Origin of the sequence: Leptospira tipperaryensis (assembly GCF_001729245.1) — a bacterium.
Lineage (GTDB): Bacteria > Spirochaetota > Leptospiria > Leptospirales > Leptospiraceae > Leptospira > Leptospira tipperaryensis.
In genome coordinates this window covers 1,153,132-1,178,373 of sequence record NZ_CP015217.1, presented here as the reverse complement: position 1 = coordinate 1,178,373, position 25,242 = coordinate 1,153,132, and the positions used below count along the sequence as shown (strand labels likewise).

At 44.2% G+C, this 25,242-nt stretch carries 27 protein-coding genes; 3 read left to right on the top strand and 24 right to left on the bottom strand.

Translation table 11 applies throughout. The annotated features are described in order from the left end of the window. Positions 1–323: 323 nt before the first annotated feature. The 23 genes from A0128_RS05615 to thrS form a co-directional block, all read right to left on the bottom strand. Positions 324–788 carry a DUF4303 domain-containing protein gene (locus A0128_RS05615; protein WP_069606607.1) on the bottom strand — a complete coding sequence of 155 codons (465 nt, stop codon included), beginning with the start codon at positions 786–788 and terminating at the stop codon, positions 324–326. A gap of 71 nt (positions 789–859) precedes the next feature. Further along, positions 860–1,867 carry a phosphate acyltransferase PlsX gene (gene plsX / locus A0128_RS05610; protein ID WP_156781776.1) on the bottom strand — a complete coding sequence of 336 codons (1,008 nt, stop codon included), beginning with the start codon at positions 1,865–1,867 and terminating at the stop codon, positions 860–862. Positions 1,868–1,872: 5 nt separating this feature from the next. After that, positions 1,873–2,073, bottom strand: a complete 201-nt coding sequence (gene rpmF / locus A0128_RS05605; protein ID WP_069606605.1) for a 50S ribosomal protein L32 — start codon at positions 2,071–2,073, stop codon at positions 1,873–1,875. 90 nt (positions 2,074–2,163) lie between these two features. Continuing rightward, positions 2,164–2,781, bottom strand: a complete 618-nt coding sequence (gene hisG, locus A0128_RS05600; RefSeq protein WP_069606604.1) for an ATP phosphoribosyltransferase — start codon at positions 2,779–2,781, stop codon at positions 2,164–2,166. Further along, the gene (locus A0128_RS05595) at positions 2,781–3,524 is read right to left on the bottom strand and encodes a tetratricopeptide repeat protein (RefSeq protein ID WP_069606603.1); all 744 of its coding nucleotides are present in this window, start codon (positions 3,522–3,524) and stop codon (positions 2,781–2,783) included. The genes hisG and A0128_RS05595 overlap by 1 nt, the downstream gene beginning before the upstream one ends. A gap of 24 nt (positions 3,525–3,548) precedes the next feature. After that, positions 3,549–5,231, bottom strand: coding sequence for a 30S ribosomal protein S1 (locus tag A0128_RS05590; protein WP_069606602.1), 1,683 nt, complete (start codon positions 5,229–5,231; stop codon positions 3,549–3,551). Positions 5,232–5,286: 55 nt separating this feature from the next. Further along, complete coding sequence (cmk, locus tag A0128_RS05585; protein WP_069606601.1) at positions 5,287–5,979, bottom strand: (d)CMP kinase; 693 nt, start codon at positions 5,977–5,979, stop codon at positions 5,287–5,289. Next, the gene (gene aroA, locus A0128_RS05580; RefSeq protein WP_069606600.1) at positions 5,972–7,294 is read right to left on the bottom strand and encodes a 3-phosphoshikimate 1-carboxyvinyltransferase; all 1,323 of its coding nucleotides are present in this window, start codon (positions 7,292–7,294) and stop codon (positions 5,972–5,974) included. The genes cmk and aroA overlap by 8 nt, the downstream gene beginning before the upstream one ends. Next, positions 7,275–8,192 (bottom strand): prephenate dehydrogenase, encoded by a 918-nt coding sequence (locus A0128_RS05575; protein WP_069606599.1) that lies wholly within the window; start codon positions 8,190–8,192, stop codon positions 7,275–7,277. Before A0128_RS05575 ends, aroA begins: the two co-directional genes overlap by 20 nt. Then, the gene (gene pheA, locus A0128_RS05570; RefSeq protein WP_069609145.1) at positions 8,189–9,280 is read right to left on the bottom strand and encodes a prephenate dehydratase; all 1,092 of its coding nucleotides are present in this window, start codon (positions 9,278–9,280) and stop codon (positions 8,189–8,191) included. Before pheA ends, A0128_RS05575 begins: the two co-directional genes overlap by 4 nt. After that, positions 9,273–9,836 carry an SMC-Scp complex subunit ScpB gene (gene scpB / locus A0128_RS05565; protein ID WP_069606598.1) on the bottom strand — a complete coding sequence of 188 codons (564 nt, stop codon included), beginning with the start codon at positions 9,834–9,836 and terminating at the stop codon, positions 9,273–9,275. The genes pheA and scpB overlap by 8 nt, the downstream gene beginning before the upstream one ends. Beyond that, positions 9,803–10,588 carry a segregation and condensation protein A gene (locus A0128_RS05560; protein ID WP_069606597.1) on the bottom strand — a complete coding sequence of 262 codons (786 nt, stop codon included), beginning with the start codon at positions 10,586–10,588 and terminating at the stop codon, positions 9,803–9,805. The genes scpB and A0128_RS05560 overlap by 34 nt, the downstream gene beginning before the upstream one ends. Before the next feature lie 13 nt (positions 10,589–10,601). Then, complete coding sequence (locus A0128_RS05555) at positions 10,602–10,964, bottom strand: response regulator (protein ID WP_004458304.1); 363 nt, start codon at positions 10,962–10,964, stop codon at positions 10,602–10,604. A gap of 1 nt (position 10,965) precedes the next feature. Beyond that, entirely contained in the window at positions 10,966–12,039 is a 1,074-nt protein-coding gene (locus tag A0128_RS05550) for a protein-glutamate methylesterase/protein-glutamine glutaminase (protein ID WP_069606596.1), read from the bottom strand. A gap of 5 nt (positions 12,040–12,044) precedes the next feature. Continuing rightward, positions 12,045–15,275 (bottom strand): chemotaxis protein CheW, encoded by a 3,231-nt coding sequence (locus tag A0128_RS05545; RefSeq protein WP_069606595.1) that lies wholly within the window; start codon positions 15,273–15,275, stop codon positions 12,045–12,047. Next, complete coding sequence (locus A0128_RS05540; protein WP_069606594.1) at positions 15,275–15,769, bottom strand: chemotaxis protein CheW; 495 nt, start codon at positions 15,767–15,769, stop codon at positions 15,275–15,277. The genes A0128_RS05545 and A0128_RS05540 overlap by 1 nt, the downstream gene beginning before the upstream one ends. A 151-nt stretch (positions 15,770–15,920) precedes the next feature. After that, complete coding sequence (locus tag A0128_RS05535; RefSeq protein WP_069606593.1) at positions 15,921–16,451, bottom strand: 5-formyltetrahydrofolate cyclo-ligase; 531 nt, start codon at positions 16,449–16,451, stop codon at positions 15,921–15,923. A gap of 41 nt (positions 16,452–16,492) precedes the next feature. Continuing rightward, positions 16,493–16,807: a cell division protein ZapA gene (locus A0128_RS05530; protein WP_069606592.1), complete on the bottom strand. Its 315-nt coding sequence runs from the start codon at positions 16,805–16,807 to the stop codon at positions 16,493–16,495. A gap of 8 nt (positions 16,808–16,815) precedes the next feature. Beyond that, a complete protein-coding gene (locus A0128_RS05525) occupies positions 16,816–17,493 on the bottom strand; it encodes a coiled-coil domain-containing protein (protein WP_069606591.1) in 678 nt (225 codons plus the stop codon). Positions 17,494–17,580: 87 nt separating this feature from the next. Further along, positions 17,581–17,934, bottom strand: a complete 354-nt coding sequence (gene rplT, locus A0128_RS05520) for a 50S ribosomal protein L20 (protein WP_069606590.1) — start codon at positions 17,932–17,934, stop codon at positions 17,581–17,583. Beyond that, positions 17,934–18,137 (bottom strand): 50S ribosomal protein L35, encoded by a 204-nt coding sequence (gene rpmI, locus A0128_RS05515; protein ID WP_002765180.1) that lies wholly within the window; start codon positions 18,135–18,137, stop codon positions 17,934–17,936. The genes rplT and rpmI overlap by 1 nt, the downstream gene beginning before the upstream one ends. A 29-nt stretch (positions 18,138–18,166) precedes the next feature. Next, complete coding sequence (gene infC / locus A0128_RS05510) at positions 18,167–18,706, bottom strand: translation initiation factor IF-3 (protein WP_069606589.1); 540 nt, start codon at positions 18,704–18,706, stop codon at positions 18,167–18,169. A 424-nt stretch (positions 18,707–19,130) separates the two neighbouring features. Further along, positions 19,131–21,047 (bottom strand): threonine--tRNA ligase, encoded by a 1,917-nt coding sequence (gene thrS, locus A0128_RS05505; RefSeq protein WP_069606588.1) that lies wholly within the window; start codon positions 21,045–21,047, stop codon positions 19,131–19,133. A gap of 135 nt (positions 21,048–21,182) precedes the next feature. On the opposite strand from thrS, the gene carA reads away from it, so the two are divergent. The 3 genes from carA to A0128_RS05490 all read left to right on the top strand — a co-directional run bounded on the left by carA (position 21,183) and on the right by A0128_RS05490 (position 24,638). Beyond that, a complete protein-coding gene (gene carA, locus A0128_RS05500) occupies positions 21,183–22,274 on the top strand; it encodes a glutamine-hydrolyzing carbamoyl-phosphate synthase small subunit (RefSeq protein ID WP_069609144.1) in 1,092 nt (363 codons plus the stop codon). A 1-nt stretch (position 22,275) separates the two neighbouring features. Then, positions 22,276–22,464 carry a hypothetical protein gene (locus tag A0128_RS05495; RefSeq protein WP_069606587.1) on the top strand — a complete coding sequence of 63 codons (189 nt, stop codon included), beginning with the start codon at positions 22,276–22,278 and terminating at the stop codon, positions 22,462–22,464. Positions 22,465–23,096: 632 nt separating this feature from the next. Continuing rightward, positions 23,097–24,638 (top strand): tetratricopeptide repeat protein, encoded by a 1,542-nt coding sequence (locus tag A0128_RS05490; RefSeq protein ID WP_069606586.1) that lies wholly within the window; start codon positions 23,097–23,099, stop codon positions 24,636–24,638. Positions 24,639–24,736: 98 nt separating this feature from the next. On the opposite strand, the gene A0128_RS05485 is transcribed toward A0128_RS05490, so the two are convergent. Further along, a complete protein-coding gene (locus A0128_RS05485) occupies positions 24,737–25,177 on the bottom strand; it encodes a GNAT family N-acetyltransferase (RefSeq protein ID WP_069609143.1) in 441 nt (146 codons plus the stop codon). Between the last annotated feature and the right edge of the window lie 65 nt (positions 25,178–25,242).

Here is a 25,242-nt window from a genome sequence, read left to right as displayed (position 1 = left end):
TTGAATCGAAGAATCAATCTGTCGGAACTCCGACAACGCTCCGTGAAACTTACCGCCCCTCCCTTTTTTGGGCGGAGGGGTGGGGGGTGGAAAAATTCCGGAAACTTTTCTCTATCACAAAATCATAATTTTGCAAGAAAAATTCCCATCGTCGGAACTCCGACAATCACTCCTCTCAAGATCACGGCTCCGTCTTCTTTTAACTTTCCGATAAGAACGCTCGGTAGCGAGCAAATTTCGAAATCAGAATTTCGATAGGATAAAGTCTAAACGTCCGGATTCTTCTGCGAAAATTTTTTGAAGAAAAATCCGAAAACAAAACCTCAGGACGGATGTATCGCGCTCAGAATTCTAAAATCACTTATCTTTTTTAAAACTCGAAATGCGTCCTTTTGTCTTAGGATCTCCAATACCTGATCCATTGCAATCGCGTAAGCGCTCTTTTCTTGAGCCTCTCTGTCCAAGTCACAGTGTTCTTTATAAAGATTCTCATCAAACGGCCCTGAGTCGGAACCGTTCGGAACATTCAAACTGCGGAAACAAACAAAGCCGTTGTAAGCCCACGCCTTCGGGCTCTCTCTTAACTTCCGAATCTGATCCGGAGAATCATAGTATCTCGGAGATTTAGAGGCAAATTCCTTCAGAGACTTTTCGAAATGTTCTATGGAATTCATACACAGCAAACTCGAGTCGATCGCAAATGTATAAAAAGTTTCGTTAGGGTGTTCTTTGGAGAATTTTTCAATTTCGGAAAGAGCAAAATTGGCTAATTTCTGCACATCAAACATGAGATCCGATCCTGCTTCGTAGTCTTACATTTCTCTACAAGCGCCGGATCTTTTTTTGATTCCTTTTCGAATCAGATATTATATTTTTTGATATCGGTCGCGATTCGATCGTTGATTTGGTGCTTTGCACATTCGATCACAACTCGAATCGCACTTTGAACCGCCAACGCGTTAGACGATCCATGTCCGATCAGACATACTCCGTCCACTCCCAACAAAAGTGCGCCGCCGTATTCCGCGTAGTCGAGACGTTTTTTGATCGCGGCAAAAGTCGGCTTGAGTAGTAAAGCGCCGGTCTGCGCTAGGCTGGATTGTTTGATACTTTCTCTTAATACGTTGAAGATGGACTTGGAAAGGCCTTCCGTCGCCTTTAGTACTATGTTCCCGGTAAAACCGTCGCATACGACCACGTCCACGTCCTTGCCGCTTCCGTAGAGATCTCTTCCTTCCACATTACCCACAAAGTTGAAAGGCAACTTTTTGATCATCTCGAAGGCTTTTAAAGAAACGGTGTTTCCCTTTTTATCTTCTTCCCCATTGGAAAGAATTCCGACTTTTGGATTAGAAATATTGAATATAAGTTTAGAATAGATTTCACCCATCACGGCGAACTGCGCGAGATAATCGGGTTTACAATCCACGTTAGCTCCCGCGTCCAACAAAAGCATCGGAGGTCCGTTCTCTTGTGGAATCGGAGCTGCAATAGGAGGACGTAAAACTCCGGGAACTCTTCCCAGATACAAAAGCGCGGACGCCATCGTCGCGCCCGTGTTTCCGGGAGAAAACATTCCAACGCAGGTTTTATCGGCTACGAGTTGTGTGGCTTGGACAACGGAAGAATCCTGTAGAGTGCGCACGGCTATGGACGGAGAATCATTCATATCGATGATTTCCGATGCGTGTTGGATTCTTACTTTAGTTGTATCGTAATCGAACTTGAGGAGGATCTCCCCAATCTCTTCTTCTCTGCCGACCAAGACGACGTGAGCCCCATCCTGGTTAACGGCATTTACGGCACCTTCAATAATCTTCTCCGGCCCGTAATCGCCGCTCATTACATCGACGGCGACCCACATCATAGGAGTTAATTATCTTCTTTTGCCTTCTTGACTTTCGGCTCTAAAACGATTCCGGTTTTATAGAACCCGCAAGTAGGGCAGATTCTATGAGGGAGTCTGTAAGAATTACAATTAGGACAAGGAACCAAATTTGGTTTTCCGATGGCATGATGGGCCCGTTTTGTCCTTACTTTTGATTTCGATTTGCGTCTTTTGGGAACTGCCATTGATTTCCTCTTGGGAAAATGAATTGTTAAACTATAATTTTTTGAGGCTGGTATTCCTCAACCATTATTTAATGTAAGTTGAAGATTGAATCAGATTTTAGAAAGAGAATCCATAAATTCGACCGCTTCCTTTCTTTTTCCGTAAAGAGAGGAACGATTGAACACCAGCCGAGCGGAAGATTCTAAAATTATGTCCAATTCCTTGAGCCCGTTTGCCTTTAAGGTTCCGCCGGTCGAAACAAGATCCACGATACAATCCGAAAGTCCGACGAGAGGAGCGAGTTCGATACTTCCGTAGAGTTTGAAGATCTCACAGGATAAACCTTTGTGAAAGAAAAATTCTCTGGCTAAGTTTGGATATTTAGTCGCTACGCGAATCTTACGATGACGCGCTTCGAGCGTATATCCCTCAGGTGCCGCAAGAGAAAGTCTGCACTTTCCGATTTTCAAATCCAGAGGAGTCGCGAGGTCGTAGCCGCCTTCTTTTAAGACGTCCCAACCGCTGATACCCGCGTCCGCTGCACATTGTTCCACGTAAGTCGCCACGTCTTGTGAGCGCACGAGAAGAATTCGGATTCTTCCTAAAGGATCATTGTAAATCAGTTCTTTGGATTCGGGATCCGGTTTGGAAGAAAGCCAGCCTCTGGAGATCATCAGATCGATGCTCTCCGTAGCGAGTCTTCCTTTTGGCAGGGCCAGTGTAAGCATTAGCCTTTCTGGTTGAGTTGAACGAGTAGAAAAGTTGCGTATTGTTTTACGGTGTTGTAATCGGAAGCCGGAGTTTTGATATCCTGTTCCAAAACTTTTTTTAAGGATTGGATCGCTTCCGGTTTTTTACCGTTCTTTGCCTGGAGTCTTCCGGTTTGATACAAACTCCAAGCCAAGAAGCCGTTCGCTTCTCTCGTATTTGTAAGAAGATTGGCCGCTGTACTATAATTGGTTTCGGCTGCTGCGAGATTTCCTTCTCTCTCACGAAGATTTCCCGCCAAATAGAAGTAATACGCCTTTACTTCCGTCGGTTCGTCGATCTTCTTGCCGGCCCATTCTAATTTGTCTGCGGCCTTTTGAAATTCTCCGTTTCTCGCGTAGAGATCGGAAAGAATTTTTGCAAGTCTGAGTTCGAGTTTTTTGGAAGAATACTGAGAAGAAACTTCTTCGAAAGCCTGGATCTTTTCTTTCAGATCAATCGCTGGATTGAGTCGAAATTTTTTATCCAGAGCTTCCAGAGCAATGGTTCCCTTCTCGAATTGGGACTCTTGGTATTGAACGTAAGTAACGATCGCAAGGATGATTAGGAGAATCACCCCTACCCCGATCAGAACTTCTTTGATATGAGCCGCGACCGATCTGAAAAATTTAATCAGAACCAGTTCGAGCTTACTACCTTGAAAATCCGCGTAAGGATCGACTTTGACTTCTTTTGCGGTCTGACCGACTTCGTACCGTTTCATCCTTTGGTCCTTAACTTTGGATTCTTATCTCAGAGAAGTGTTTAGGAAACTTCCCAAACTTTCGCGAGAAGGAGTATCCGAAGTCTTGAGGTATTTAGACATTTCCTCTCTTTCGAGTGCTTTGTCGAAATCCTTGATGGATAAAGAAATTTTCTTATTCTTCACATCCACTTTGATGACTGCGGTTTTTACGATTTCATCCGGTTTGTAAACTTCCAGAATGTTAGTTTCTCTTCCGTTTGGAACTTCGGAGATATGAACGAGTCCTTCGATTCCGGGAGCCACTTCCACAAAGATTCCGAATTCTTTGATGGACTTGATCTTTCCTTCTACGATGGTTCCGATCGGATGTTCGTTACGGAAAATTTCGTATGGGTTTTCCAGGAGTTGTTTCAGACCACAAGAGATTCTTTGTGCGTCTAAGTTTACGTCCAGGATCATGTATTTCACTGTGTCGCCTTTCTTCAGTTGTGAAGTCGGGTTGGAAGCCTTTTCGTCCCAAGTGATATCACTGATGTGAATCAAACCTTCGATTCCGTTTTCCACTTCTACGAAAGCTCCGTATTTAGTGATTCCGGTGATCACACCTTCCAGGATATTTCCTCTGCGGATTTCAGGACCGAGTTGATCCCAAGGATTCGGCTGAAGTTGTTTCAGCCCGAGAGAAAGTCTTCTGTTTTTGAAATCGATGTCCAAAACCAGAGCTTCGACTTCTTGACCTTTTTTTAAGATGTCTTTTGGTTGAGGAGGTTTTTTAGCCCATGCAAGTTCCGATGTGTGAATCAGACCTTCTAAACCTTCTTTCAATTCTACGAACGCTCCGAACTTCGTAAGAGAAGTTACGGTTCCGCGGATGACCATTTCTTTTTCCAAAGAACGTTCCGCCCAGACCCAAGGATCTTCGTAGAGTTGTTTCAGACCTAACGCGAGTTTGTTGTTTTCCTTGTCGAGTTCGAGAACTACAAGTTCCACTTCTTGTCCGATCTGAAAGTATTGTTTGAACGGTGCGTATTTTTTGTAAGAGATATCTCTCTGACGAAGAAGTCCGGTTACTCCGTCCACTTCGCAGAAAACTCCGAAAGAAGCGATCTTGCTTACGGTGGAAGTAACTTTATCGCCTACTTTGAGTTTGAGAAGAAGAGCGTCCCATTTTTCCTCGTTCACTTCATCCAGAAGTTTTTTTCTGGAGACTACCCCGGAACGAGTACGATCGTTGAGTTCGATGATCTTGAACTCAAGTTCCTTATTTTTGAAGGTTTCCCCTTCTTTGAATTTATAGCTGAGTTGAGAAGCGGGAAGAAAAAGATCCACACCTTCCACGTTTACGATATAACCTTTGCCTTTGATTTCGTTTACCAAACGGCCGGTAACTTGATAGCTGTTTTTAAAAGCTTCTTTGACGATTTCCCAACCTTTTCTTTGGTCGGCTTCTTTCTTAGAAAGAATACATCCGGAATCTTGAGATTCCTTTCTTTTTACGATTGCAGAGACATAATTTCCGCGTTCCGGAGTTTCGTCGAAATCTCCTCTTGGAATACGGCCTTCTTGTTTGAGCCCTTCGATTGCCACATAAACGTAGTCGTTGTCTACAGAGACGATTTTTCCTTCAACGACTTGATCTTTCCGGAGTTCCGGTTCTTCGTGTATTGATTGTTCCCACTGTTTGAATACTTCTGCAAAAGTGGACTTCTCTTCCTTGTTTGTCATGGGGCGTAGGTTACTCGGCTAAAATGGTAGTCTGGGATCCGCTGGATGTCGGGGGTCATCGATCCAGAATCTCGAGGATCTTGCTAATTACACTATTTTTGGAGAGTATATCAGTGTCAATCAGGATTGCGTCCTTTGCCTGATAGAGAGGTGCGATATCTCTTTCCATATCCGATTTATCGCGAAGAATGATCTCTCTTTCGATCTCGTTTTGATCCGCGGAAATTCCCTGTTCTTTCAACTGAAGAGTTCTTCTTTCGGCGCGGACTTTGGAAGAAGCGGTAAGATAGAATTTAAACTTTGCGTCCGGAAAAACTTCGGTCCCGATGTCTCTTCCGTCCATAAGAAGTTTGTGAAGTTTCGCCAAAGAATGGAGTTCCTTGTTCACAAAATCGCGATAGATTCGCTTGTTCGCGATGTGTTTGATTTCTCTCGTAATTTCAGGAGTTCTAATCGCAAGAGAAACGTCTTCATTATTTAAGAAAATCCGATTTTCATTTCCTGCGGAGAATTCGCAGAGAATATGAGCGTGAGAGATAGAAGTTTCGGCCTCATTTGTTTTCACCCAATCGGAGAATTCCCCTGCGTTAGGCGTCTTTTCATAAAGACGATACAAAAAAAGAGTAAGCGCGCGGTAAAAGGCGCCGGTATCTAAGTAGTTAAATCCGATTTTCTCCGCGATCTGTCTCGCGACCGTACTTTTTCCGGAACCGGCAGGACCGTCGAGCGCGATTACATTTTCATTCATACAAACAATCCTTGAGAAGGGTTTCAAATCCGGGAAAGGAAGTTTCGATCCAAGAAGTTTCGTCGATTTCCAGAGCAAATCCGGAAAGAGCCTTTAAGATCAAAAAACTCATCGCGATCCTATGATCCATAAAGGAAAGAATGGGGACTTTTTTTCCGGAAGACAAAGAAGTCCAAATCTCGTTTGATTTTTTAGAGGTTCCGTCTAACGCGTATCCGTCCGGAAATTCTTCCACTTCGATTCCGAGCGAACGGAAATTGGAAACCATCGTATGGATTCGGTCCGATTCCTTCGCTCGCAATTCTTCCGCGTGACGGATTTCAAAACCGCCTTCCGCAAAAAGACCGGCCACCGAAAGGATCGGGATTTCGTCGATGATGGAAGGAATCAATTCTTCCGGAATATTCGCTTTTTTTAAAGTAGATGGATAGGTTCTCAGATCACCTACCGGTTCCCCACATTCGATTCGTTGGTTTTCGATTTCTATCTTGGCACCCATCAGTTTTAGCGCGGTCAAGATCCCGGTTCTCGCAGGATTGAGTCCGATATTTTGAATCAGAAGATTTCCCTCTTTCGCCAAAACTCCGAGGACTAAAAAGAACGCAGCGGAGGAGATATCTCCGGGAACCTTAAATTCTCCCCCGTTCAAAAAATACGGAGGGGAAATTTTAAAACGAAGAGGGGAAAGATATTCGATCTTGTTTCCTAAAAACCGAAACATATTTTCAGTGTGATCTCGGGATAGTATGCTTTCTGAATATTCCAATTCCGTTTCAGACGCAATCGCCGCGAGCATCAAGCAGGATTTGATCTGAGCGCTCGCGATCGGGCTTTCGTATCGAAAAGAAGCAAGTTTTTTTCCCTGGATTTTAAGCGGAGCCGTTTCCTTTTCTCCGAGTCCGACGATGGAAGCTCCCATGGCCGTAAGTGGTTTGATAATCCTTCCCATAGGACGTTTTTTTAGGGAATCGTCCCCGGTTAGAACCGCGTCCACTCCGGGGAGACCGCAGATCAAACCCGCGGAAAGACGAATCCCGGTTCCCGCGTTTCCGAAGTCCAGTTCTACGTTAGGCGAAACGAGCCTGTCCTTTCCTGGACTTTCAAACTCGTATTCTCCTGCTTTGATTTTTTTTGCGATAAGACCGAGTTTTGTAAAGGCGGACATCGTATTCAAAGGATCTTCGGCTTCTAAAAAACCAGTGACCTTTGATTTACCTTTGGAAAGGGCCGCAAACAAAACGGAACGATGGGAAAGGGATTTGTCTCCGGGAACTTGTATGTCCTTGGACTTGAGTTTAGTGTTTCTTGGAATCATCCTGGTTCTTCAAAATATAATCTCTGGATTTACGGGAGGTTTCCATAAATTTCTCCCATTCCTGCGAATTCAGAGTGTTTTTTGGATTCAATTTTTCTAATATAATGTCGAGACGTTCCCGAAAATCCAAAAGAGAGCGGTAGATTTCTTCCTGATTGGAATTAAAAATCGCGGACCACATCTTCGGATTGGAACCCGCAATTCTTGTCATGTCCCGAAACCCTCCTCCGTTTAGAGGAATCGGAGAAAGATCCGTGTATTGTTTTACGATCTTCTGATTGGCCGCCCAGTCCGCCATGATCGAAGAAAGTATATGAGGAGAATGTGATAGATAGGAAAGAATCGAATCGTGTTCGACTGCGGGAATTTCGACCACTTCCATTCCGATCAGTCTCCAAAAAAACTCCAGATCCTTTTTGATTTCCGGTCTTGCATTTTCGGGAGAAGTAAGAATACAAAGCCTTCCCTCATAGAGAGAAGCGTTCGCGGACTCGAGTCCTGATTCTTCGGAACCGCACATCGGATGCGAGGAAACATAATTATGGGAACTTTGAAAACGCGCTTCCACCGCCTGTATGATTTCTTTTTTTGTGGAGCCGACGTCGGTTATGATTCCGGAATAATCCAGAGGAAGTTCCTGGATCAACTTTACCGTAAGATCGACCGGAACTCCGAATATGATAAAATCGTAATCTTTCCAGTGTTTGGAAGAATGAAACTCCTCCGAAGTCAGAACCGTATCGGCGGACTTCAAAAATTCTCCCAACTGTTTGCTTTTGGAAGAACTTACGACTCCAGTTACGTGCGATTTGATTCCCTTTTTTTTGAGGGCAAGAGACAGAGAGGCCCCCATAAGACCCAATCCGTAAATTAGAATATTAGAATATTCTGTTTTCACAGGATTTGAGGAGACATCGGGTAGGAGCCGAGGACTCTTAAGAAGATGGTATTTTCCTTCAGACTCGAAAGAACTTTTTGAATGGATTCGTCCTTCTGATGACCGTTAAAATCGATAAAGAAATTGTATTCCCAGGAATTTCTTCTCGTAGGTCTGGATTCAATCTTTGTAAGATTCAGTTGATGATCAAAGAAAGGTTTTAAGACTCGATACAAAGCTCCCGGCTTATCGGGACAGGAAAAGACAACGGAAGTTTTATCGTTTCCGGTGGGAGGACACTGATTTTTTCCGATGATCAAAAAGCGAGTCGTGTTGTCAGCGAGGTCTTCGATCGATTCTCGAATCAAGCTGAGGCCGTAGATTTCCGCGGCGATGGAAGAGGCGATTGCCGCGCACCCTTCTTTTTTTTCCGCAACGATCTGTGCTGCCTTCGCAGTGGAAGAAGTTTCCACGATTTCGATATGAGGTAGATTCGCCGCGATCCAATTCTTACACTGAGAGTTTGCGATCTTGATTCCGTAGAGAGTTTTGATTTTGGAAAGATCGTGTTCGAATCCGAGAAGACTGATGCTGATTCTTAAATAGTGTTCGGAGTAGATGAGAAGATCCGAAACCAAAAACTGATCGAGCGTGGAATTGACGAGACCCTCGCTCGAGTTTTCCACCGGAACAACTCCGTAGTCGATCTTATCGGTTTCCACAGCTCGAAAGACGTCGGGAATCGAATTGAATTCTAAAGCCTTGATAGAAGCTCCAAAACGAGTCCGCACCGCTTGGTTGGAAAAGGATCCAGCAGGTCCGAGATACCCTACTTCCAATCCTTTCTCGACCGAGATGGAACCGGACATGATCTCACGATAGATCGCGACAAGAACCTTATCTGGAAGAGGCCCTTCACTCAAAGACTTTATCTTTTCATAAACTTCTTTTTCGCGATCGGGACGAAAGACGGGTTCGTTTCTTTCTTTTTTAATTTCGCCGATCTTGGACGCAAATTCCGCCCGGGCTTGAATCGACTTTACGATCTCTTTGTCTAAGGAATCGATCTGATCCCGAAAGGTTTTTAGTTTTTGATCCAGGTCACTCATTTTCGAGTAGATCATCCAAGTTTTCGAATTTCAGCTCTTTGACTTCCACGGGAGCCGGAAGATCCGATAGTTTATTCAATCCAAAATGAATCAAGAATTCTTTCGTGGTTCCGTAGAGCGCCGGTCTTCCGGGGACTTCTTTGTTGCCGATCGGTTTGATGAGTTTTTTGGAAATGAGGGAGGTTACCATAGCCCGAGAAGAAACTCCTCGGATCTCGTCGATCTCAGGAAGTGTGATCGGTTGTTTGTAGGCGATGATGGCGAGAGTATCCAAACTGGAGCGGGAAAGTTGTTCTCTTCTTTTTTCTTTGAAGATGTTTCCTAGGATTTCGGAAAAGTTTTCGTTGGTGACGAACTGATAGGCGCCGCCGATTTCTTTTAAAAGAAAACCGCCGTTCTTTTCGGAATAATCCAAAACGAGTTCGTCTAGGATTTCTCTGGCTTCCGTCTTTTCGATTCCTGTCGACTTGGCTACGCTCGCCAATTTTAAAGGTTCACCGGAAACAAAAAGTAATGCTTCAATCAATCCTTTGAGTGTTGCTCTGTCCCGTTCCACTGTCCCTCTATCAGAAATAAACGGATTTCACCGAAAAGCTTATGCTGCCTTGCCCGGAGAATCCTCTGCTTACTTAGTTCCAGCAATGCCAGAAAAGTGGCAACGATTTCTGCTTTTTCCGGATGTTCCTTCTCGAATAATTCCGGGAAAGAGACTTCCTTTTTTTCGCGAAGGGAAGTGAGAATTTTTTCCATTTTTTCTTCAACGGTAAATCGGTGAGGTGTAGTCAAAAGCGCGGGAATTTCCGCCTCGTCCACTTTCGATTCTAAGATTTCGTTGAATGCGGAAATCAATTCCAGAAGAGAAACGTCGAGCCAGTTCTCGTCGTCGTCCAGGGTTACGTTTGATTCTCTTCTAAAAACTCCGGCCTGTGTGATATCGATATCCGAAAGTCTTTTGGCCGTTAGTTGGAATTTTTTATGTTCTAAAAGTTTTTCTACAAGTTCGGGGGGAAGCGGAGGTTCGTAGTCTTCTTCTTCAAATCCAGGATCGGGTAAAAGGGCCTTGGATTTGAGATAAATGAGATTGGCCGCCATCAGCGCGTATTCCGCGCTCAGCTCTAAAGTAAGGGTCTCTGAGATTCGTAAGAAGCTTAAAAAATCCCGGGTGATGCGAGAGAGAGAAACATCAAAGATGTCTACTTTGTAACTTTCGATCAAATTCCAAAGGACTGACAGAGGACCCTCTGACAAACCTCCCTCGGAATTGTTCCATTGAACTACAAAGGACTTACCGGAATCTTCATTCTCCATTCAAAGACAACCCTTAGGAATTGAGAGCTTTGTCCGCCGCCTGTTGAAGTCTTTCGGGTGAAAACGGTTTTACAACGAAGTCTTTTACTCCCATCTTAATGGCTTTGGCTAAAAGATCTTCTTGTCCAAGTGCGGTAACCATGATGATTCTCGCTTTCGCATCCAACTTGAATATTTCTTGAGCAGCTTCGATTCCGTCTTTTTCACGCATGGTAATGTCCATCGTTACTAAATCCGGTTTTAAAGACTTATACTGCTCGACTGCAATATTTCCGTTTTCAGCTTCCCCAACGATCTCGTGACCTGTTTGGGTGAGCGCATCCTTTACCATGGTTCTCATGAATTTGGCATCATCCACAACGAGAATTCTGGCCATATTAAATTCCTCTCTCTTTCAAAATGATTTGGATCCTATTGATGATTTCAGTAACAGGCTCGATATATTCGACGCCTCCCATTTCAACGGCCTGACGGTTCATTCCATAAATTACGGAAGTTTGTTCGTCCTGCGCGATCGTAGAACCGCCGGCTTCTCGGACTTTCACCATCGCCGCCGAGCCGTCTTTACCCATCCCGGTCATGATCACACCGATGATGCCGCTCTTATATTCTTCTACCGCGCTGTTTAGGAGAACTTCAATGGAAGGTCTGTGTCCATTTACAGGAGCTTCCCTGTTCAGGGCAATCCATTTCCTCCCAGCGCGAGATTGAATCGAAAGATGCGAGTCTCCCGGTGCGACGTAACCGGTTCCGGGCTCGATCGGTTCTCCGTCTTCCGCTTCTTTCACTTTGATCTTTGAGTGATCGTTGAGTCTCATCGCAAATGCTTTTGTAAAACCTGCGGGCATGTGCTGAACTACAAGAACCGGAAGAGAAAGATCGGCGGGAATTCTTGAAAAGACTTCTTGAAGAGCACGAGGACCGCCGGTGGAAGTACCGATACAGATCGCTTGGACCGGAGTTTTTTTTCCCGCAACTCCGCCGGAAGGCAAAACGGTGACTGGAACTTTTTTGATTCCCGCGTGAGAAGGAACTTGAACCTTACTTTCAAAATACGCGAGAATTTTTGCTTTGAGAATATTTCCGATTTCTTCCGGATCGAATTGAAACGCACTCGAAGGTTTCGGAACAAAGTCGATCGCACCATACTCAAGAGCTTTGAACGTGGCTTCGGCTCCGTTCTGAGTCAGAACCGAAAGCATGATCACGGGAATTCCCATCTTCTTTTTTTGAAGTTCGCTCAAGGCGGTAAGTCCGTCCATCACGGGCATTTCCACATCAAGAATGATGATATCGGGATGTAATTTTTCCGCGAGTTCTATGCAGTCAACTCCGGTCTTACCGGTTGCGACTATGGAAATTTTAGAATCTTTTTGGATCTGATCGGAGATGATATTTCTTACCAAGAGAGAATCATCTACAATGACCGCGCGAACCGGGCTGGATAACATTTGAATCAGAACCTCGGAAGCAACTGGATCAGTTCGTCAAAATCCGGAAGGAAGAGAAGAACTCCCAAAAGATCGTTTCCTTCGTGATTGAATTCGGTAAGCATACTTAAGAATTTCGTTCTTTCCGGTTTTACAACATCCAGAACCTGCATAAAGGTTCCTTCTAAAAATTCGGGAACGGAAGGCATTACGGTAGCTTTCGCCTTGTTTGAAATCGAGTTCATGACGGAAGAACAAACGATGTTCGAGATTTCGCTCAAAACGGACTTAGCGTCGTCGTTCAGACCTTCTCCCGGAATCGGCTCCGAACCAAGAAGTTCCCGCGCGAGATTGCCCGCGTTTTCACGAGAGAACATCATGAGAAGATTTCCGTTGAGATCGCCGTTCATCCGAATTTTCAAACCGTAGAAATGATCTTCCGAAAAACGAATCTCTTCCGCGAGATCGTCTCTATCGTTCAGATTGATTTCAGGAATAAAAAGATCGATGTTCTTTTTCAAAAGTTGGGAAAGAACCATACCTGCGTTCATCATTCCGGTGTTGACTACGTTCTCCAGTTTTTTGAGTTCTTCTTTGGAAAGAGCGCCTTTGAAATCCTTGGAAGGACCGACGGACATCGTTCTTTCTTTTTTCTGAGTTAAAAAACTATCGATGATCGATTTCGCACGTTTTTGTTCTTCGGCGCTCGCGGACTGATCGAGGGCGATGTCCGTGATATGCGAACGATATTCCTCTTCGGAAGTAACGAACGGTTTTTTGGAAGGAGAAGGCGTATCGGAGTAAGAAGTGATCGTAGGAGCGATCGGAGTAAATGGAGAATCCGGTATTTCGGAAGAAGGGATTTGTCTTTCGACCGGAGCTTTCATTTCGACGCTGAGAGCCGCGGCCAATTCTTTTTCTTCTCGGTGGACTTCTTCTTTTTCTACGCCGATCCGTTTTGTGTCCCGAGATCTTTCCGTTTTTTTCTTTTTCAGACGTTCGCGGTTTGTGATCTCGTGAAGTTTGTGATTGTAGACGTTTGTAGGATTCGTCGTCTTTTGAATATAAAGTTCTTCTTCCCGATCCGCAGAATGAATCGAACTGATTCTTTGCATCGTTTCGAGATGGTAGTGAACGACCGCATCGGAGTCTTCGAGTTCGGAAGCGATTTCCACGATCCCTGGAATGTCCAAGACCATAATGATCGTTCCATCTCCCATGATGGAAGCACCGGTAAGACCGTTGACGTTTTTAAAATTCTTCTCGAGGGATTTGATGACGGTCTCGTGTTTGCCGACGAGTTCGTCGACCATAAAGCCGAGCTTTCTTCCCTTGTATTGAACGATGACCACAGGGAATTCTTCGCGATCGGTTTTGTCTTGAAGTCCGATGATACGATTGAGTCTGTAGATCGGGAGGACTTCTCCTCGGAGATTGATGATTTCGTTTCCTTCGAGGGTCGTAATTTGGTCGTTATGAATTTTGATCGTCTCGTTGACTTCGGAAAGAGGAAACGCGTAAACTTCTTCTTCCATAAGAACGAGGATGGAAGGAATGATCGCGAGCGCTTGTGGAAAGGAAAGAACGAAAGAAGTTCCCTGCCCCTTCGTACTGTTGATCAGAATCTTACCTTTGAATTCTTGAATGAGATTGTTGACGACGTTCATACCGACGCCGCGACCGGAGATATCCGTGATCTTATCAGCGGTGGAGAATCCGGCTTGGAATATAAACTGAAAGATATCCTGTTCCGTGAGATTGCCGGCTTCCGTCGCGCCGATCAGTCCCTTCTCGATCGCCTTGCGAAGAATTTTGTCCGAGTCCAAACCGCGTCCGTCGTCGCGGATCTCGACCATAATATTACTACCACCTTGGTAAGAATTGAGTTCCACGGTTCCGACTTCGGATTTACCGGCGGCCGCTCTTTCCGCGGGAGTTTCAATTCCATGATCGACGGAGTTACGAAGAAGGTGGAGCAAAGGCTCGCCTAACGCGTCGATGACCTTCTTGTCTAACTCAGTGGATTCTCCGTTTAAGATTAAGTTTACTTTTTTACCGGTTTCCAGAGAAAGATCTCGAACGAGTCTCGAAAATCTTCGGAAGACCGTGGAAATCTGAACCATACGAATGTTCATGATTCCCGATTGAAGTTCTTTGGAAATGCGGTTGATAAGATCGATTCTGGATTTGAGATCGTTGAACAACTGATCTTCACCGAAGATACGAACCAGGTCGTCGTAGATTCTTTGAAAACCGGAGTTTGTAATGATCAACTCGCCCACGTTGTTCATGAGTTGATCCAGTTTATCGGAAGATACTTTAATACTTTTTAATGTAACCCTGGACTCGGACGCGGCCATATCGTCGTCCATTTTGAAACTCGAAACTGCGGTTTCTTCCTGAATGACGGGAACGTATTCTTGGACGTCGAGAAATTCCACCATGTCCACGTTTGCCGCCTGACGAATCTGCTCGGTCGATTCGGAGGATAAGAATAAAAGTGCGATCGAAGTTACGTCGACGCCCTTTTCCAATTCTTCAAGATCCGGAATGGATTTATAAACCACTCCGAGATTTTTTAAGTTCTGGAGAATCAAAGAAAAACGAAGCCCTTTCATCGGAGAATCTTTTCCCAAGGTCACTGAGATCTTCAGACATTTTCCCGACTTGCGAATTTCTTCTTCGAGTTCTCTCGCTTCTTCCGCTTCCAACTGAACATCCAGAGTGTTGGAAGAATTTCCTTTTATTCCATTTGCGGGTGCCGAAGTCGGAGCTACGACCGGCTGAGCCGGAGTTTCCGAAACGGGAGCCGATTTTGTTTCTACGGAAGCGGGAGTCGCGGGAGCTTTTGCAACTCCGGTAAAAGATGCGGGATCTTTTTCGTAGACGTCTAATTTTTGAATCATCTCCGTAAACGGAGTATCGATTTTTTTTCCTTCGGCAACGTTTCGAATCACGAACTTGATCAAATCAAAACACTGAAAGAGAAGATTTACGAGAGGAAGTTTGACGTCGATTTTTCCGTCTCTTGCGAGTTGAAGAAGATTCTCCATTTTATGAGATAGATCGGAGAGATTATAAAGACCTACGAAGGCAGCGGAACTTTTTAAGGAGTGAGCCGCGCGAAAGATATCGTTGATGATCGAAAGATTTCTATGATCTGCTTCGAGTCTGAGAAGATTTGCGTTAAGCTCTTCGATCTGATCTTCGGATTCTTCTAAAAAGAGTTCTGTGTATTCACCGAGAATTCCAGCCATTAGTTTGCCTCCTGTTCAAAGTGGATCAGGACGGATAGATTCAAATTGAGTATCAGAGTGTTGTCCGCCTGGCTGACGGATTCGATCAAAGAACTATAATTGAGAGTCAGGTCGTCCGTCGCCTGACTGATCTTATCGTGTTGAATCTTGACTACTTGTTTCACAGTATCTACGAGAATTCCCGCGCGTTTTTCTTCGTGCACGACGACGATGATACGAGTGGAAGGAATGATTTCGCTGTAACCGATTCCGAAAACTTGTTTCAGATCTAATATCGGAATGATCTCTCCCCTAAGATTAATCACTCCCAAAATATAATCGTCACCGTTCGGAATTCTTGTGATCGGAACCGGTTTTAAGATCTCGTGAATCTTTAAAATATCGATTCCGAAAATCTCCTGTTCCACATTGAACGTTAAATATTCTTTTTGGGACTCAGTGGTTTTATCCGCTTCCAAGGATTCGAGGTATTGTCGGTTATCAAATGAGGCCATGATTATTTACCAGATGGTTCTCCATGCAAAATCCAGGATCAATATATAAAACAGAGTGCGATTTGTTTTTCAAGAAATTTCGAAAGAAAGAAATCTCTAAACCTAAAAATTCTTCACCGTATCTGGAAATAGACAGTATTTTACCGCTTTTTCAGACGATTTGATAGATTTTTTTCTCCGTTATCACTCGGCCCACTCTTATGTCGTGCTTCTCTTTGTCAAAGTGTGCCGGAAAGAGTTCCTCGTATGTAAGTCCGATTAATTTACTCGGATTTACATCGAAAAGAGTTCTGTCATAAAAGCCCGCGCCGCGTCCAAGACGATATCCAAGATCATCATAACCTAAGGCAGGTACGACAATCAAATCGGCTTCGTGGAAATCCAATGTCTTAGTTCCCACCGGCTCCGAAATTCCGAAAGGTCCCGATTCCCATGCTTCGGGTAATAGGAACTCCAACTTTTGATCCATCATCTTCGGGAAATAAATTTCCTTATCGGAAGAATTCCATCCGAGAACGTTCGGATCCACCTTGACTTCCCATTTATCGGGAGAATAGGCGATGATCTTCTTGGCGTCCGCAGTCACTTCTTTTAACATACGAAGGATTTCGCGGTCCTTCTGTTCTCTTTCTTCCAAAAGAGTAAGAAGCGTTCTGAGTGCGTTTCGGGATTGTAATTTCAAAGGAGAATTTCTAAGAGATCAATTTTCAAAAATGAGAAAAATCAAAGGTCGCCAATGATTCCTTCTTCCAACATCGTAATCAGCTTGCGGGTCTTTTCTTCGATTTCTCCTGTTCCCGTGGTAGTCGGGGAGGAAGGTTCGTTTTTGGTTTCTTTCACTTGTTGGAGTTCGTCTGCAAAGTTGAGCGCGGCTAGGATTGCTAATTTTTGTCGGGAAGCGCCGGGCATACCGGCCCCCAACTCTCTGAGCTTCCGATCTACTTGATCGGCAAGGTTTTGGATATAGTCTTCGCCCGTTTCGCCGAGGATCGTATATTCCTCACCGAGGATTCTGACTTTTACCCTACGGGGCTCCATCGACCAACTCAGGATTTAGGATCGTCTTCGATGATCAGAAAATCATCGTCTTCGTCTGCGTCAAAAACGCTGATCGCGTCGTCGTCATCTTCTATGATAATGTCGTCGTCATCGTCTCCGGAAGCAAGAGGGGAGAAGTCTTCCACCGCTTCGTCGTCTTCGGAAATTTCAATGATATCCTCGTCCTTATCGGGGACTTCGGTGATGAGGGAAATATCGTCGTCTTCCTCGTCCAAAAGAATGATTTCGTCGTCTTCGCCAAACTCGTCTTCTGCGGAAGCGCCTTCTTTGTCCACGTTAGACGCTGCAGCTACGGTTGCGGCGGCTGCAGTCGCAGCGGCGATCGGAGCCGCGCTCGAAGAAGGAGAGGGAGCCGAAGAAGCGGTAGTTCCTCCGCTCGCAGGGATAGAATCCAATCTGCCCAAGAGCTGATTGATCTTTCCTTCGAGTTTTTGTTCTCTTTCTTTGAGTTCGTTGAGCTCGGTAGTAGTTTTTTGAAGTTGTGCACGGAGAGAGGAAAGTTCTTTTTCCTTTTCTTCCATCGCCAGTTTCATCTGGTCATTTTCTGCGCGAAGAGTTTCGTTTTCAGATTCTAAGCGACCATTCTCAGCGCGAAGGTCACTGATGAGTTCTAGGGCTTTTATGACCTTGCTTTCTAATTCTTCAATGGTCTCCATAGTGAGCATACCTGATTCTCCTTAAAAAACGTTCTCTGAAAACAGAAAAAGCCCTGTAAACTTACAGGGCCGACGATTCTGGTCAAGCAGGATTGATTATCCGGCTACTTTGATTTTCTCAACGAGGGCGTTGAAAACTTCCCGGTCGCTAAAAGCCAGCTCTGCAAGGGACTTGCGATTCATGTCAATTCCCAGTTTCTTTAGGGAATTCATGAATACGGAATAAGACAAACCATTTTCTCTTGCTGCCGCGTTAATTCTGATGATCCAGAGTTTACGAAAATCTCTTTTCTTCGCTTTGCGGTCGCGATAGGCCCACTGGCCCGCTTTCATTACCGCACTTTTTGCCGTTCTATAAAGTTTAGAACGAGCTCCGCGGAATCCTTTGGCGTCCTTGAGGACTCTTCTTCTTCTATTTTTGTGGATTGTTCCGTTGACTGCTCTAGGCATTATCTTACTCCGTAAGGCATTAATCTGACGATTGATTTCCAGTCAGAATTGTTGACCAGGGTCAAACCGCGAAGACGTCTTCTTCTCTTCGGTCCTTTTTTGGTCAAGATGTGACGGGTATTCATACTCTTGCGTTTGATTTTGTTGTTCTTTGTGAACTTGAAACGCTTTGCAGCGGCTCTGTTCGTTTTCAACTTTGGCATCTTCTCTACCTTTAGGTCCTATTTGGAACTTATTTCGGATTAATAATTACAACGATCTGTTTTCCGTCTTGAATCGGGTCTCTTTCTGCGGCACCGAATTCTTTCAGATCTTCTACCATTCTATAAACAACTTTCATCCCGAGGTCGGAGTGCATCATCTCTCTACCGCGGAAGCGGAGACTTACTTTTACTTTGTCTCCCTTGCTAAGAAACTCTTGTGCGTGTTTCTTTTTGATATCGTAATCATGACTTTCGATCCGAGGACGGATCTTAATTTCTTTAACGTTGATTACGTGTTGTTTTTTCTTAGCTTCTTTACTCTTTTTGAGTAACTCGAATTTATACTTACCGTAGTCGATGATCTTGCAAACATGAACTTCTTGATCTCCGGAGACTTCCACGAGATCTAAATTTTCTTCCCGTGCTTTTCGAAGGGCTTCATCGAAAGTGACGATTTCAACACCGTCATCCGAAACCAAACGGACCCTGGATACACCAGTGATCTTCTCATTAATCCTATGGTTGAAAAGCTTATCAGTTGCTGACTTTTGACTCGGTTTCCTCTGCATTCATTCTCCGGCTAGATTTCCAAGATTTTATTCTTAGGCCTGTTTTCAAGCGATTTTTGACTCTATTTCGGGAGAATTGGGCTTTATTTCAAGCCGATTTTCCCGAAGCTCTCATTCTTAGGGCAATTCTTGCTATATCCTAGAGAAGTTCGCTCGAAGTCCGTGTAGTTTAAGATTGGCATGTTCAATTTTACCCTTTTCCAAGCTTTCAGAGAATTGTCTTTCTGTAATCGAGGAAGATGGGAGTTCCTACACGAAGTTTTTGAAGGCAGATGATTACCGAAGTCTGGAAAAGTAGGAACTCTTACAAAAACTCCTCTTAAGAATCTTCTCATTCGAAAAACCTTTCTCGGCTTTGAGTAAGAATAACAAAGCAAGAGGTGAACGCCCCTCCCTACCTTCTTGCCTTACAACTTGTTGAGAATCAGCTCGCCTTGATTTCTTCTTGAAGGTTCAAAATGAATTCGGAACGAGTTAAGGTTTTGGTCTCTTCCTGACCAAGTTTTCGAACCGCGATCGCCCCCGATTCCAGCTCTTTCTCCCCTAAGACGAGAAGATAGTTGGCCTTTTTCAGAATAGAATCCCGGATCTTCGCGCCGATCTTTTCGTTTCTCGTATCCAATTCCACTCGGATCCCCGCATCGACTAACTCACGATAGACTTCTTTCGCGTAGTCGGTTACTTTTTCGGTGACCGTCAAAATTCTTACCTGGTTTGGAGAAATCCAGAGCGGAAATTTTCCTTCGTAGTGTTCGATCAAAATTCCGATGAATCTTTCTAAAGAACCGTAGATCGCTCTGTGAATCATAACCGGTCTTTTTTTCTGACCGTCACTATCCGTATAATCCAGATCGAATCTTTCCGGCATGGAAAAATCCACTTGGATGGTTCCGCACTGCCAGAGTCTTCCGATAGAATCCTTGATGTTGAATTCGATTTTTGGTCCGTAAAAAGCGCCCTCTCCTTCTTTGATCGCGTAAGGGATTCCTCTTTTTTCCAGAGAAGCCTTGAGACTGTTGGTAGCGTATTCCCAGTCCTCGTCTCTTCCTTGAGATTTTTCCGGTCTCGTTGCGATGAAGGTCTTAAATTCCGAAAATCCAAATTTCTTATATACGGTAAACGTAAAGTCGATGATATCCATCACTTCGGATTCTAAGAATTCGAGAGGTGCGTAGATATGAGAATCGTCTTGTGTGAAAGCCCTCACTCTAAAAAGTCCGTGAAGAACCCCATGTAACTCGTGACGATGCACACTTCCGAATTCAGCAAAACGCAAAGGTAACTCACGATAAGAATGAAGATGGTGTTTGTAGATGAGAGAACACCCCGGACAATTCATCGGCTTTAACGCATAGTCTTCCTCGTCGATGTCCGTGAAATACATGTTCTCGTGAAAGTTATCCCAGTGACCGGATTTTTTCCAGAGTTCGGAAGAAAGCACCGCGGGAGTTTTGATTTCTTGATAACCCCTTTTGTTACATTCTCCTCTGAGATATTCCGCAAGCGCGTTCCAGAGAATGGTTCCCTTCGGATGCCAGAATGGAAATCCGGGACCTTCTTTTTGAAAAGAGAAAAGATCCATTTCTTTTCCGATCTTTCTGTGATCTCTCTTCTTCGCTTCTTCGATTTGAAAGAGATACTGATCCAATTCTTTTTTGGAAGGAAACGCAACTCCGTAGATACGAGTGAGCATCGCGTTGTCTTTGTTCGCCTTCCAATAAGCGCCCGAGATCGCGGTTAGTTTAAAAGATTTTAATATTCCAGAATTCGGAACGTGAGGCCCGCGACAAAGATCGAACCATTCTCCCATCCCGTAGATGGAAACTTCCTCGCCCGGAATCTGATCGATGATTTCTATCTTATATTTTTCACCGAGTTTTTGAAACGTCTCGATCGCTTCTTTTTTAGGAACTACCTTTCTCCAAACCGTATGATCCGCTTTTACGATCTTTTCCATCTCGGCTTCGATCTTGGGAAGATCTTCCGGTGAAATTACGGTTCCGGCAAAATCGATGTCGTAATAAAAATATCCGGGACCATTTTCGATCACGGGACCGACTGTGAGATTGGCATTCTTATATAAATTCTGAACAGCCATTCCTAAAAGATGCGCTGCAGAATGTTGAAAGGTTTCCCATCCGTCTTTTTCGGAATAGGTCAATACTTCGATCTTTGCGTCCGTTGTCACCGTTCGGGATAAGTCCTGGATATCCGTGCCGTTAAGGCGTACAGCGAGCGCTTTGTTTTTTAAAAACGGTAATTCTTTTTCGATGAAGTCGCGGAAGGTAGAACCTTCGGCGATTTCCTTAACGGATTGATCGGGCAGTGTCAGCCTATACATTCTTTTTATTTTCCAGGAACTAAATTGGGGTTTCCCCCTTTTCCATTCGCGAAAATCGGACATATTTTTCAACCGATTTGCATTTGCGGGGGAAAAACCTTGACTATGCCCGAACCCCTATCGACGCTGTATGAGATGAAAGCGTTCTTAGTTCTCGATAATGGTACGGTCATCGAGGGAGAATCCTTCGGTTATGAAGCGGAATCGGTCGGAGAGGTTGTCTTCAACACATCCATGGCCGGCTATCAAGAGATCCTAACGGATCCTTCCTATTGCAATCAGATCATCACCCTGACCTATCCGATGATCGGAAACTACGGGATTCACCCGGACAATATGGAGTCCTCCAAGATCCAGGCAAGCGGGTTGATCGTAAAAGAATACGTGGATCGGCCTTCCAACTTTAAATCCCAAAAAACCCTCTCTCAATTTTTAAAAGAATATAAGATTCCAGGAATTCAGGGAATCGACACTCGAAAGCTGACTCGTTTTATCAGAACCAACGGATCGCCGAACGGAGGGATTTTTATCGCTCCGGAATATTCTCCTTCCTTTTTAGAAAAGGTGAAATCCTTTCCAGGAATCATCAACGCGGACCTCGCGAAGGTTGTGACGACTTCCAGCAAATATATCTTTGGAACTAATACCGGAAAAAAATACAAACTCGCGGTTTACGATTACGGAGTGAAGACGAACATTCTTCGCCTTCTCGACACGACCGGATTTGCTGTTACGGTTTATCCCGCTCTTACTCCAGCCGAAGAAATTATGAAAGAAGGAACTGACGCATTCTTTCTTTCCAATGGTCCCGGAGATCCCGCACCCTTGGATTACGCGATCGACGCGACGAAGAAGATTATGGAAAAAGGATATCCCCTTTTTGGAATCTGCCTCGGCCATCAGATCATAGGACTTTCTCTCGGAAAAAAAACCGAGAAGATGAAGTTCGGACACAGAGGTGGAAATCAACCGGTTCAGGATCTATCAACTCGAAAAGTCGAGATCACATCGCAAAATCACGGTTTTGCGGTGATCGACGATCATAAGATCGAAGAGCCCGTTTCGTTTATCAATTTAAACGACAATACTGTGGAAGGAATATTAAAGTCCGGTTATCCTTTACTAACGGTTCAGTATCACCCGGAAAGCGCGCCGGGACCGAACGACTCCAGGTATCTCTTTCAAAAATTTTACGATCTCGTTGAAACTACAAAAAAAGGTGTATGACATGGCAGAATTTCCGCAACTTCCCGATCGCATTTTAGGACTCCCCGTGGGGAAAGATTTCTCAGTAGAAGCGTTGGTAAAAGACGTATGGAATCCTGAAACGGACGACCTTTTTCCACCAAAGAATTTTCTCGGCCTTGGATATGGCGTAAACTTTTACGCGATCGCAAGAAAGACCGGAATCCTCTAAAATTTCGAAAAACTCGTTCTAAGAATTGCGATCTTAATCTTTAGAGCGAGTTTGATTTTCAAAACCTCCCTCGTTTCCTCTCAAAAATTCTTTTAAACGATTTTATGACAGTCTGCTAGTTTTGTAGGAGTTCCTACAAAACAAAGGCGCGAAAGATTCTTGATAGAATTATGATTTTGTGATAGAGAAAAGTCGCTCGATTTTCTCCCGCGATCCCGCCTCCTCCACCCAATCAGGGTGGGGCGCGCAAGTTTCACGGAAAAGCTTGTCGGAACTACGACGACTCTTCGGATTCCGTTCTGATAATTTAAAATTTTAGCATATACAAAAATCGAAATATAATTTGGGCGATCCGCTCGGGAAATTCATTTCAAAGGAAGCGAGCGGCCGCGCTTTCCGCTCCAATTCACGCCGCGAGATTTTACGAAAGGGATTCAATCTCTTTTAAAGCCGACCATCCGTCCGACCCGCATGAATTTCTGCTTCAATCGCTATCGCGGGGAATCTGTGAATATCATAATATAATAGGAGAAGAAATTTTCCTCAGATGATTCTATACTGGAATCAACGTAAAAGATTCATTACACTCGGTAAACAGAGGAACCCGATCGATTGAATCGGAGACAATAACTATGAAAGAAAATCAGAATATTTTAAATCTTCCACAAGATCTCGTAGATGATTTGAGCGTAGGAAGAAGAGTCGAAACCGATTCCCAAGGTTGGTTCGATCTCGCGTCCGTCGAGGAATTTCATTTTAGCTCCGTAAAAATCGGACCATTCAAAGAGGAAGAGAGAGGTCAATACTATACAAACTCAGTCGGACTTATCAAGAATTCCGAGGCTTATGACGAAGATCCCGAAATACTCGTCTGGCTTCCCCGTTTGCAACTCTATGGAACCTGGGACTCCAGTCACGACGAACTCCATATTTTTCCGAATCAGACTTGGACGAGTATGAAATCGGATTTAGTCCCCTTTATCGAAGCGCAATGGGGAAGTTACGAAGGGAAAAATAAAATTGCATATTCGACGTTGGAAGGCCCGGACGAATATTCGGATGCCTTTGATTTTATACCTTACGACCTGGATAAAAGAGTCGAAAAAATTTCAGAGGAAGGACTTTACGAATTCCTAAATCAACAAGAGACCACAATCCTTCGTCATCCTAACGTCTCCACTCTGGATGATGCCTATTTCGCATTGGCAAACGTATATTTTCGTCTGGGAAAAATGGATTCCAGCCAGGAAGAACTCTGGAAAGAAAAATGTCTACGGATTCTAAATTTTTATCCCGAGAACGCCTTTCATCACGAAAGAGAAGCCGCGGAGATCTGCGCGTGGGTTTCGGCCGATTTCGGATTCAAAACGTTTCAGAATCTCCTGGAAAAGGATAAAAGACAACCGGAATATGCCGGCGGGGCAAGTCTGATCTCCGCCCTCCTGCTCTATCATCCGAATCGATGGGAATCTATTTTAGAAATTTCTAAAATACCAAAATATACGATCGGAGTATTACACTCCGTCGAAACCGCAAAGAATTGGGCTCTTACGATCATCAACGATCCGCTGGCAGCGAAGCTCAAACAAAACCGAAAAGCGATGGACTTAGCTTCAAATCTGATTATCCAAATCGATAACTTCATACTTTCCATGCCGAGTGGAACCTTTTCGGATCGTGAAATTCACAAGTCGAGACACAAAAAAATCGTAGAGAGACTGGTTCAAGGTTGGGAACTCATTAAGAAAAAAGAATATTCGAAAGTCGAGGAAATATTGGCTTCCATCTTCTTGGATTATCCCGGAGACGCCGAGGCGCACTTTTTGGATGCGAGACTTCATTGGTTGAAATCCGGTTCACCGGAAGAAGGAATGAAACGTGCGGAAAAAAATCTACTCATTGCCGCCGTAGTCGATCACGCAGGTAGAAGTCGACTTCACAATTTGGTCGGATGTGCGTTAGACGAAATGGGAAGATGGGAAGAATCGATCCGCTCCTTTCAGGACGCCGAAAAGTTGTCGCCGGAAGAATCCATTTATCCGGCAAACATCGCGGAAATTTTTTGGAAGTTAAGGAATTCATCCTCCGCCGCTCGATATGCAAAAAAAGCCAAAAGCCTGGGGAATAGATCGGAAATTGTGGAAACGATTCTACAGGAAACGAAGAAAAGGTAACGAAAGAACTCAAATAAATTCGATTGTTTTTTTAATCGAAGACACTTCGCAAATTCAGTGTAAAGAAGAACAGGGCTTCTCCTCTTTTGTTCTTAAATTCAGGAAAGGGAAAGTCTCATTTTCAGAATCGGATATTTTTTTCCTTCTGGATCGAGTTCGGTCCTATCATAGGTTCTAAATCCGAATTTGGAATAGAACCGAACCGCATTCACATTCTGTTCGTTTACGTCAACTTCGGTAGCCCCTAAATCTTGAATCGCAAATTCGAGGAGGACTTTGCCGTTTCCTTTTCCGATCTGTCTCGGTTCTAAAAAAAGCATTTCGATTTTATTTTCGGCCACCCCGATAAATCCGATCAAATTTTCATCTTCGTTGACACAACAATAGACTTGAAACAAACGAAAGTCGATGCCTGCGACCAAAGTTTTAAAATACTCTATATCATCCGGAGAAACAAATTTGTGAGTATCTCGAACCGAACGCTCCCAGAGAGAAATCATCTGCGCTCGAAATTTTTCCTCGTACGGTTTTATTTTCATTTGTAACCGGTTCCTCTTTGTCGAAATCGTATCTGCCTTCGAATCTAAGGATCGTTTCGCGTAAT